Source organism: Bacteroides sp. BFG-637, from assembly GCF_024793605.1.
In the GTDB taxonomy this organism is placed as follows: Bacteria; Bacteroidota; Bacteroidia; order Bacteroidales; family Bacteroidaceae; genus Bacteroides; species Bacteroides vicugnae.
Genome location: NZ_JANUPD010000002.1, coordinates 2,891,432 through 2,903,738 on the forward strand (window position 1 = coordinate 2,891,432; position 12,307 = coordinate 2,903,738).

The window sequence follows — 12,307 nt, forward strand, 5'->3', positions numbered from 1 at the left end:
AACATGAATAAATTATCATATATATACGGTGTGTTGTGTATGTTCCTCTTATGGGGATGTAATACAATTGATTTGAGTGACGTAGGATATGGCGAGAGTGATCGGTTGAAGTCATCGGATGTGAAAGAAGTACTTTATAATGCGTCAGAGGGTTGTTGGATAACTGAATGTGAGGGACGTGAATTCTTCTTTCAGTTTAGCAAGGATGGAACGGTAATTCTTGATTCCGATTTCTTGGAACAAGCAATAGAAGTGAAGACTACTTTTGCAACAAGTGGTAAAGCGGTAGAGTTGACCATTGATAAATGTAATGTTCATTTTCAAAACTTAAGTTCGGAATATGTGGATACGAAATTTATGATCACTGAAGTTCCGGCAGTAGACGCTACTAGAGCAGAGGAAAGCACTAAACTGATATTGGTCGGTGTGGCTACCGGCAGAAAGATGGAGTTGCATACGGTGGCGAAAAGTTATATAGAGACTAAAGTGGCACCTAAAGCGGAGTTTACAGAATTATTTGCCAAGAACCTATTGGATAATCAAGTGATTTGTGATGCTTCCGGCAATCTGATTGGCTATTATAGTTTAGCATTGGCTGGTGTTTCAGATATTTCTGTAAAGATTGTTACGCTTGAAAATAAGAGTGGAAATGATGTGAACGGGCATACACAATATTACGAATCAATGCTGGTAAAAGAGGGAAAAGTATTTAAATTGGAAACTCCGGTGGAAGGAATCAAGGCATTGGATGGAAACACTTATGCGTTCAAAGCCATAGATTGTAGTGGCGAAACGGTGGCTGTTGAAGGAATGTCCGGTGTGACATTCATTTCCAACAAGGATGCTGTAACTGATTTTGATTATGTGACGGCAGGCAAAGAATTTTCATTCTGTAAGGAGCAGAATAAGGGTGCTGCCTGTGATGAAATCTGGGAATGCACGAAAGGTTCTTTCACAGATGGCGGCACTATAGCGGACATCAACCTAATGAAATATGACTATGGATGGAAAAATGCGGATTGCACGCAGCGTCCGTTGGTTATTTGGTCGTGGTGGTTTGCGAACCTTGCTTTTAGAAGTAGCGAGCCGGGAGCTAATATCCGAATGAATAATGTTGATAAGGATTGGATACATTTCACCAATTTGTCGGGTGAAGGTGAAACTTGCGGTGGTGGAGCGATGAACCCCAATCAAGTAAAAGATATGAATGCATACACCAAACCCTTGTTGGATACTTGGTTCAATGAGAAAGGACTGTTTGTGATTCGTTACGACCGCTTGAATGTAGCTGGTGATAATAAATTCTACATTTACTTGTTGTGTCCGGATACAGGTGCTACCGAGAACGGCGGTATGTGGATGAAGATGCAGAGAAAGGAAGAATAATAAAACCTACTTTTTAGATTGTGAGAACAACGAAATACATACTTTGTCTTATTGTTTTTACCGCCCTCTGCGGGAATGGTGTAGGAATGGCAGCCGATAAACATTTGTCTCGCTATGTCAATCCGTTCATCGGAGCAAGTACCAGTATGGAATTGGCCGGAAGTTATCATGGATTGGGAAAGACTTTTCCGGGAGCAACCACCCCTTTTGGGGTGGTTCAGGTAAGTCCACAGACGATAACTGGAGGCGACCACGCACCGGGTTATAGCGACGAACATCGAACGATAGAGGGGTTTGCCTTTACGCAAATGAGCGGAGTGGGTTGGTATGGTGACTTGGGCAATTTGCTGACCATGCCTACTACTGGTAGGTTCCAGGTCATTGCCGGTCGCGAAGACGGCTCCATACAGGGGTATCGCTCTGCTTACGATAAAGTGACGGAAAAGGCTTCGGCTGGATACTACAGCGTGGCTTTGACCGACTATAATATTAAAGTGGAAACTACAGCCGCTCCGCATTGCGGTATGCTTCGGTTCACTTATCCTGAACATAATCAGTCGCGCATACAGATAGATTTGGCGCGGCGTGTGGGTGGTACTTCTGTGGCTCAATATGTACTGGTAAAAGATGAACACACCATCTGCGGATGGATGAAGTGTACACCCGAAGGAGGTGGTTGGGGTAATGGCTGGGGACAAGCCAACTACACCGTTTACTTTTATGTCGTGTTCAGCAAACCGCTGCGGGACTACGGTTTTTGGAGTGCTGACATCCCCGATGGATGGAGCCGCAGAAACGGCGATGTGGTGAGCGTGCCTTATCTGACACAAGTGTCGAAAGCTGTCGTTACCAAAGGCGGGCGTGAGATGGAAGGCAAGCACATCGGCTTCTTTACGGAGTTTATTACACAGGCAGGCGAGGAAGTGACGATGAAGGTAGGTATTTCGTTTGTTGATATGGACGGTGCGGAACGCAATTACCGCAGTGAAATAGCCCAAAAGGACTTTAATCAAGTGCGCAAAGAAGCTGTGGCAAGTTGGGACCGTCAGCTTTCGCGAATGGAAGTGAAAGGGGGAAGTGAAGATGAAAAGACAATATTCTATACGTCCCTCTATCATACCATGATTGATCCTCGTATTATAGCTGATGTAGATGGACGTTATACGGGAGGAGATGGAAAGATACATCGCAGTAAAAGCTTTGCCAAACGTACAATATTCAGCGGTTGGGATGTATTCCGTAGCCAATTCCCTCTTCAGACTATTATCAACCCGCGCATGGTGAACGATGAAATCAACTCGTTGGTGTCATTGGCCGAAGAGAGTGGACATGAATATTACGACCGTTGGGAGTTTCTGAATGCTTATAGCGGTTGTATGATTGGCAATCCGGCGATATCTGTATTGACGGATGCCTATCTGAAAGGTATCTGTCAATACGATGTGGAAAAGGCCTACCGTTATGCCTGCAACACCGCCGAACGTTTCGGCAATGGTGAGCGAGGATACTCGGTGATGAGCGTGTCGAAAACGCTGGAGTATGCTTACTTTGACTGGTGTCTTTCGCAGTTGGCAAAGGCTTTGGGATATGAGGCAGATGCGGCATTTTACGAAAAACGGGGGCAGAATTATCGCAATACGTTCAATCCGGAAGTGGGATGGTTTTACCCGCGTCAGGAAGACGGTGCATACGCCCCTTGGCGTGACGATGCGCGCACAGCCTACAGTTTCGGCTGCGAAGAGTCTAACTTGTATCAGCAGGGCTGGTTTGTTCCGCATGACGTTGATGGCATGGTGCAGCTCATGGGCGGCAAGGAGAAGGCATTGGCAGAGCTGACTGCGTTTTTCGACAAGACTCCCGAGAGTATTCGCTGGAATGATTACTATAATCATGCCAACGAACCGGTGCATCTCGTACCTTTCCTGTTCAACCGCTTAAATGTTCCTTGGTTGACGCAGAAATGGACACGTCACATCTGTGAGAATGCCTACCGCAACTCGGTAGAAGGAATGGTGGGCAATGAGGATGTGGGACAGATGTCGGCGTGGTATGTATTGGCAGCAACAGGCATACATCCCTCTTGTCCGGCGACAACGCGCTACGAAATCACTAGTCCCGTGTTCGACGAAGTGCGTATACGGCTCGATAGTACTTACTTCAAAGGAAAAGAGTTTGTTGTCCGGACCCGCAACAATTCGAAGACGAACTGCTACATACAGCGTGCCCGTTTGAACGGTAAGGAGTATAATAAATGTTACATTGATTTTAAAGATATTGTAGCGGGCGGAACGCTCGAACTGATAATGGGAGATACGCCCGGATTTTTTTAAATAGCTAAATAACCGATAACAAATTATTAATGTATAACTACAAAAAACAATGAGAGTCATGAAAAAACTTTTCGTACTTATCTATTTGTGTATGGTTGCAGCACTGCATACCAATGCTCAAACCAAATCACTACACCAATTACAACAGGAGTTTGTAGATCTTCGTTGTGGTATGTTCATTCACTTTAACATGCCTACTTTCTTCAATGAAGATTGGCCGGATCCGGATGCTTCTCCTGAGCTTTTCAACCCTAAAAAAATGGATTGCAAACAATGGGCAAAAGCTGCAAAATCAGCTAATATGACTTATGGCTGTTTGACTACTAAGCACCATAGTGGTTTCTGTATCTGGGATACAAAAACTACTGATTACAGTGTAATGAGCAGTCCTTTCAAACGCGATGTAGTGAAAGAATATGCAGATGCGTTCCGTGCCGAAGGGCTTGGAGTGATGCTTTACTATTCTATTCTTGACACGCATGCTCGTTTGCGTCCAAAATGTATCACGCCGAAGCATATTGAGATGATTAAAGAGCAGCTTCGCGAGCTTTTGACAAACTACGGTGAAATCAAAGCAGTGATTATTGATGGTTGGGATGCTCCTTGGTCACGCATCTCTTACGATGATGTTCCTTTTGAAGATATTTATCGTTTGATTAAGTCTATTCAACCTAATTGTCTGGTGATGGACTTGAATGCTGCAAAATATCCTACTGAAGCTCTGTTCTATACTGATATCAAGTCATATGAACAAGGAGCCGGACAGCATATCTCAAAAGATACAAACCGCTTGCCTGCATTGTCTTGTTTGCCGTTGCAACAGAATTGGTTCTGGAAAGAAAGCTTCCCGACAACTCCGGTGAAATCTCCTGCACAAATGGTAAATGATAATATTATTCCGATGGGAAAAGCTTATTGTAACTTTATCCTGAACGTGGCTCCCAACAGAGATGGGTTAATAGATGCTAATGCTCTGAAAGCATTGAAGGAGATTGGAAAACTCTGGAAGAATGATGGACATATTGCCGATGTTCCTCAAGCGGATAGTCCCATTATTTCTTCCAATATAGCTAAATATCAACCGGCAGAAGGTACATGGAGTAATGATTATGCTATCATGGATTTTGCTAATGATGATGATTTTGGTTCTTGCTGGAATTGTAATCAAGCTGTAGATGCTCCTTGGTATTCGGTTACGTTTGAGCGTGAGAAGCCTTTCAATATGATTGTTATTACTGATCGTAATAATGACCGTTTGCAGGAATATAGTCTTGAATATCGTACGGGTAATACTTGGAAAACACTGTTTGAAGGTAAGGCTCCTACTTCTCAACGTGTGAAAATTCACCGTTTTGACACTGTATGGGGAGATGCGGTCCGTATGAAAGTGCAGAAATCGAATGGGACTACTTCAATTGCCGAATTTGGTGTATATTGCGAACGAAAGTAATTTCGTTACATCAGATATTGTTTGAAGTTTAAATTGAATAGAGGGTTTCTTCTGTCTCTGATGCATGATTGTTGCGGCCTGACAGCTCCGGGAATCATGTATCAGACAGGGGAAATAATAGTGAAAGATTTATTAATGTATAATCAGTAAGCATATTTATTTATGGCTATATTACGATTACCATCTCTTCTTATTGCATTATTCTCTGTTTGTGCGATGTATGCTTCTCCATATAATATAGCACCGCAAAGCCGGGTAAGTGCATCTTCTGTACTTGATGAATTTCACAAAGCGGAAAATGTGACCGATCAACTGATTCGTATCGCAGGAAAGGGGGAATGGGCTTCTAAAAGTACAGAAACTTTCTGGGGGGCAATAGACTATCCTTGGATTCAATTGGATTGGGAACAAGAGGTATGTATTGATAAGGTGGTATTGTATGATCGAGCGGATGAGAAAACACATACAGCAAGCGGCATTCTTCACTTCAGTGATGGTAGTCGTATTAATGTTTGGGAAATCGCTAATGACGGCAGGCCTAAAGTTGTAACATTTCCGGCACGGAAAACTCGTTGGCTTCGTTTTGAAGTGACCGATGGAGACGGAGAACATCTTGGTTTGTCTGAAATAGAAGTTTATCCGGCTCCTGAAGATTATAAGGACTATGTTTCTTGGGTGGATCCTTACATTGAATCGGCTCGCGGACGGTATTTTTTCTTTATCACAGGTAACCAACCCTTTGGCATGATCGGGGCTGCACCTTTAACACGTAATAAAAATCAATATGGTGGGGGATATAATTATAATTCCACAGAAGTATTGGGATTTCCGCAAGTGCATTGTTGGATGTTGTCGGGACTTACTCTCATGCCAACAACCGGACAGGTTGACCCGACATTGGGAGAGCAGCATTGGAAATCGCCGTTTAGCCATGAAGGGGAGATCGTTCAGCCGGGATATCATCGTCTTTATCTGGAAAAATATGATACATGGGTAGAACAAACAGCAACAGATTATGCTAGCTTTTACAGGCTGACATATACTAAGGATTGTGAAGCGGAAATCTTACTTAATTTAGGTGGATATGTAGGGACATCTACTATGATCAATGCACAGGTAAAACGTAGCGGCCCAAATGAAATCAGCGGTTCTTTTGATACGATGGGGCGGTTATGGGGAGGTCCTGATGTGGTCAGGATATTTTTTGTTGCTGAATTTGACCGACCATTTAATGTGTTGGACGGATGGGCCGGAGCTGATTATAAGCATGATGTGTATGAAATACAAGGTACTACCGACAGCAAACCGCAAGCTGCAGGGTGGTCTTATTATGATGCGTCTACATCAGGTGTTTCTGCCAAATATAAAATGGAGGCAGGAGATAGGTTGCAGATTAAAATGGCTATTTCTTATGTCAGTGTAAATAATGCGAAAGAGAATCTGAAGCAAAGCTGTAATCATTGGAATTTCGATCGTATATGTCGGGAATCACAGACGGAATGGAATGAATGGTTAGGTAGGATAGATGTAAAAGGAGGAACTGATGTACAGAAAAGGAAGTTTTATACAGATTTGTGGCATACGCTTTTAGGGCGTCACAAAATAGATGACTTTAACGGCGAATATCCGGATTATACACAAGGTGTGCGTCAGGGAGCACATACTTTACAGGCACGAATGATTGTGAAGCAGCTCCGGAAAGATAAGAACGGACAATCGGTACATCATATGTATAATTCTGACGCTTTTTGGTTGACTCAATGGAATCTGAATACACTTTGGGGGATCGCTTATCCATCTGTATTGGATGATTTTGCAGCTTCCCTGATCGAATATGATTTGAATGGCGATTTGTTGCCTCGCGGTCCTTGTGCCGGCGGATATTCTTACATTATGAGCGGATGTCCTGCCACATCGCTTATCACAAGTGCATATCAGAGGAATATTATTCATAAATGGTCGCCTAAAGCCGGTTATAAAGCGATGAAAAAGAATCATGCTAAAGGTGGTATGTTAGCGTTGGACATGAATAAAGAATTGGACTTTTATGTTCAATATGGTTATTGTCCGGACAATGCGGGGCTGACTATACAATGGGCATTCGAAGATTGGGCTTTGAGCGAAATGGCTGCTCGTATGGGAATGAAGAAAGATTATACTTATTATCGTAAACGTTCATCAGGATGGCCGGCTTCTTTTAACAATGAAAAAAAATTAATCTTGCCGCGGCGCAAAGACGGCAGTTGGTTACATACTGACTTGACGAGCGGTGTCGGATATATAGAAGCTAATGCATGGCAGGCCACTTTCGGCCTTTCGCATGACATTCCTCGACTGGCAGAGTTGATGGGAGGGAATGACAGCTTATGTTCTTTACTGAATGATGCTTTTGAGCAATCGGCCCCTATGGATTTTGTATATGGCTATGGAAGTGGAACCGTCAGTTATGCCAACCAGCCGGGATGTTCTAATGCCCATGTTTTTTCCCATGCCGGAAAGCCGTGGATGACGCAATATTGGGTGCGTAGGGTGAAGGAACAAGCTTACGGAGCTGTTACTCCGGATAAGGGTTATGGTGGTCACGATGAAGATCAGGGACAGATGGGAGGCATAGGAGTATTGATGGCAGTGGGATTATTCAGTCTTGACGGAGGTTCCCGGCAAAATCCGATGTATGATATTACTAGTCCTGTTTTTGACGAAGTGACTATACAACTGGATACTGCATATTACAAGGGGAGAACTTTCAAAATCAAGACATACAATAATTCTTCAAAGAATTGTTATATACAGCGTGCTCGGTTGAATGGTAAAGAATATAATTCTTATCAACTTCCTCATATGGTGTTGGAACAAGGTGGTGTACTTGAATTGTGGTTGGGGGATACACCCAATATGCAATGGGGGATATTGTAGTGAAATATTGATGGAATTTGTTTAATTGGGTGTATTAGTTTGTATGGAAATGCGTCTATTTGATAAAATAGATTGCATTTTCCGTATAAAAACGTATCTTTGTGTGAAGTGAATTAAAGACATCGATTATTAGTGGCAATTTTTTTCGCGCAGCGAAACAAAACATATAAGCGATTGCCTAATATTTAATAGATGATATTAATGATTAACACAATGAAAATACGCTTGATTTTGTCTTTTGTTCTATTGATTTATTCATTGGTCTGTCAAGCAGATGGCGGTAAAGATACCTATATCTTCCGGAAAGTAGATTATCAGCAAGGGTTATCTAATAGTGCTGTACTTTGTCTTTTTCAAGACAATAGAGGGTTAATGTGGTTTGGCACATATGATGGTGTGAATTGCTATGACGGCAGAAATATGGAAGTTTTTCGTTCTGATTTTTCAGCCCAAAAATCTTTGAGTAACAATGTGATTCATTCTATTCAACAGGCGGATAATAATTGTTTGTGGATTTCTACCCATTTGGGAATAAATCGTCTTTCACTGGATTCGCGGCAAGTGGTCGGCTATTATGACTTTACAGATGATTATTATCTACATTCCAATTCTAAAGGAAACACATGGGTGGTGAGTCGTGATGGAATTTTCTACTATAATACATCTTATAAACGATTTGTAAAGATTAATAATCTGAAAGTCTCTGTTGAAGATATGGATAAACGGGCATTCGTAACGGATGATGGTGTCTTGTGGATTTTTATCCAGCATACAGGGGAATTGTTACAGGTTTCGCAGGATGCTTTTGATTGTGATACATTATCAATTTATTCAACTGTTTCATCTACCGATTTTCATGCGAACCCCATTATGGATGTCTTTTATCAGAATGGTGTTCTTTGTTTTATCGATAGTGAACATGATCTCTATGTTTATGATATTTCCCGACAATCTAAAATTTATATTCGTAACCTTTCTTCATTAGTGCAAAAGTATGGTACAATTGCAGGAATAGCTCTTTTCTATGAAGATATTATCATTGGTTTTAGGACGAATGGATTAGTCCGTCTTCGTACATCTCAGAAATATAAAGAAGAAGTGGTCGACCGGAATGTACGTATATACAGTATTTATCGAGATCCTCATCAGAATGTTCTATGGGTTGCTTCGGACGGGCAGGGAACGATTATGTATGCTAAGAAATACTCCATTGCCACCAATTTGATGCTTAATCAACTTTCGTCTAACTTGAGCAGGCAGGTACGTTCTGTTATGACAGACAATCGTGGCGGGCTATGGTTCGGGACGAAAGGCGACGGACTATTGCATATACCGGACTATCGTGAGAGTGAAGAGGCTTCCGCCGTTACAGTCTATTCTCCTGAAGGCAAGCAAAATGTGATGTCTTATATGCGGTGGAATAAAGAATTTCCCGTTTATAAATTGGTCCAAAGCCGTTATATGGATGGCTTTTGGATAGGCTCTGGTGATCCGGGACTTTTCTACTATTCTTTTGCTGATCAAGCTTTGCATTGTGTGGAAAACTTGCCGGCACAACCTACCGAAATTCATGGTATTGATGAGGAAAATGATAGTGTACTTTATGTGGTGACAGCCGGTTCCGGTTTTCATAAATTAATACTTGAGAAGCAGGCAGGTACCATTCGTCTCAAATCCCAGAAAAGCTATCATTTCTTTCATGGTCAGCGAGAAATTACAATGTTCTATCCAATGCTGGCCGAGGGAGATTCTATTTTGTGGCTTGGTAGCCGGGAGAAAGGACTTATACGGTTTGATAAGCGGACTGAAGAATATAAGGTGATTTCTTTGAAAGAAATGCTTCATAAGTCGGTAGACGATGTGCTTAGCTTGTATCGGACCAAAGAAGGGGTGTTGTATGTGGGGACAACATCGGGATTGGTATGTCTGAATTCTAATAGGGGCCAGATGAAAGCTACCTATATCGGGCGGGAACAAGGATTGCTCAATGATATGATTCATGGTGTACTCGAAGATGAAAACGGACTCTTGTGGCTTGGTACGAACAGGGGATTGATTAAATATAATCCGATAAACGGCTCATCACATGCCTACTTCTACAGTGCAGGTGTCCAGATCGGCGAGTTCAGTGATGACGCTTATTATATGTGTCCTTATACACGGGAACTTTTCTTCGGTGGGATTGACGGGTTGCTTTATCTGGATAAGGAGATGCAGGCTGCTCCGGAATTCTACCCGGATATTTTATTGCGTAAGTTGACGATTGGACATACGCAGGTGGTTCAGGAAAATTATTATACGGATGATGGTAAGGCGTTGCAGTTTAAAGGAGCGGAGGTTTCGTTTACGCTTTCTTTTATTGTGCCGGATTTTTTATCAGGAGAAGATATAGAATATTCTTACCAGTTGGAAGGATACGACAAAGACTGGACATCTTTCAGTAGTATTAATGAAGCCTCATATACGGGAGTGCCGGCAGGCGATTATCTCTTTAAGGTGCGTTATAAGAGAGATGTGTTTGATACAGAGTATCGTCATTTTTCTATTCCGGTGCATATTCTCTCTCCTTGGTATCGTTCAGCGCCGGCTTATTTTATTTATTTTATCATTTTCCTGTTATTGTTAGGGTACGTGATATATTTGCTTCGTAAAAACTACCTTCAGGAACGGATGATGAAAACACTGATGGGGACAGAACGTTGTCGGAAATCCGAAACTGCCTATACAGATCGTAGGGTACTTGAAGATTTTACCCTTATTTATAATTATTGCGACCAGTTGCGTGCAGAGAATCTTTCTTATGAGCAATCTCTTGAAAAGGTGTCATTGATACGTGAAACGGTGATGACCGCACTTCTTAATCCTGACACTCTGCATTTGGAAGAACTTAAACAATTCTTTCCGGATCGGTTTATTGTTTCTGCACGTATGAGTATACAAGGAGTTTCCCAAGAAGTATTGCGTACGTTGGAAGAACAAGGGATTGATCATTCTTCTATCACATCAGCGATCCCGGAACATATAACGTTTCCGGTTTACAAGAACGCATTGTATAGTATTCTTTATTGCTGCTACCTTCGTATTGCCGAAATGAAAGGTACATATGGGGTAATAGTAGACATGTCAGAACAAGATGGTAAGATGCAGTTGCATTTTTCTTCTAAAGACGTTACAGTGAAAGCGTTGTATGAATATCTTTCTGATAAAGCCTCTTCTGTAGCGGAGAAAGATGCCGATTATGTGTTTGGCGTACATTTACTATTAGGTTTTGTACGGTCAGCCTTGGAACGGATTCATGCCGTTCTTCGTTATGATCATGATGAGAGTGGCAGTAGGTTGACGATTGTTTTTGAACCGGCGCTCTTACCAGTGACTGGTGAACAAGGGAAGAAAACAGTGCTTTTGCTGGAAGACAGGGACGAAATGACTTGGTTAATCAGTAATTTTCTGGCTGATGAATATGTGGTTCATCAGGTGAAGAGTGTGCAGCTTGCTTTTGAGGAAATTCGTCGGTCGGCTCCGGCTCTATTACTGGTGGATATGACAATGTATGCAAATGCTGAAAGTACTTTTATGGAGTATGTTAGTCGGAATCGTACCTTGCTTTCAAGGACAGCTTTTATTCCGTTATTAACCTGGAAAGTCAGTTCAGCCATTCAACGGGAGCTGATCTTGTGGTCTGATTCTTATGTTGTACTTCCTTATGATATATTATTCTTGCGGGAAGTTGTTCATAATGCTATTTATGGTAAACGGGAAGCGAAACAGATATATATGGAGGAACTGGGGGATTTGGCAGGCCAGATTGTCTGTACAACTACCGAACAGGCTGATTTTATTCGCAAGTTGTTAAAGGTGATTGAAGAAAACCTGGACAAGGAAGAATTAGGATCAACGTTGATAGCTGATCGTATGGCGATGAGTTCACGTCAGTTCTATCGTAAATTCAAGGAAATTTCCAATACAGCTCCCGGTGATTTAATAAAAGTTACCGTATGGAAAAGGCAGCCCGTCTGTTACTTGATGAAGAACTTTCCATTCAAGATGTTATTATGGAAGTTGGTATTTCCAGTCGTTCTTATTTTTATAAAGAATTTACCCGTCGGTTCGGGATGACACCGAAAGATTATCGGGAACAGCGAAATGTACGCTGATTGTGCAGGCTAAATTCTTTTGTATAGGTGACTGATTGGGAAACACTGTCGTTTATTTGTTTGTCACTACC

At 42.0% G+C, this 12,307-nt stretch carries 4 protein-coding genes and 1 pseudogene; all 5 read left to right on the forward strand.

The annotated features are described in order from the left end of the window. Positions 1-3 precede the first annotated feature (3 nt). Positions 4-1,386: a hypothetical protein gene (locus tag NXX38_RS11210; RefSeq protein ID WP_148366493.1), complete on the forward strand. Its 1,383-nt coding sequence runs from the start codon at positions 4-6 to the stop codon at positions 1,384-1,386. A gap of 20 nt (positions 1,387-1,406) precedes the next feature. Then, a complete protein-coding gene (locus NXX38_RS11215; protein WP_258979471.1) occupies positions 1,407-3,716 on the forward strand; it encodes a GH92 family glycosyl hydrolase in 2,310 nt (769 codons plus the stop codon). A gap of 58 nt (positions 3,717-3,774) precedes the next feature. Continuing rightward, the gene (locus NXX38_RS11220) at positions 3,775-5,166 is read left to right on the forward strand and encodes an alpha-L-fucosidase (RefSeq protein ID WP_195648595.1); all 1,392 of its coding nucleotides are present in this window, start codon (positions 3,775-3,777) and stop codon (positions 5,164-5,166) included. A 162-nt stretch (positions 5,167-5,328) separates the two neighbouring features. Further along, positions 5,329-8,082: a GH92 family glycosyl hydrolase gene (locus NXX38_RS11225; protein WP_258979472.1), complete on the forward strand. Its 2,754-nt coding sequence runs from the start codon at positions 5,329-5,331 to the stop codon at positions 8,080-8,082. A gap of 201 nt (positions 8,083-8,283) precedes the next feature. Continuing rightward, positions 8,284-12,236: pseudogene (locus tag NXX38_RS11230) on the forward strand (helix-turn-helix domain-containing protein). Positions 12,237-12,307 lie beyond the last annotated feature (71 nt).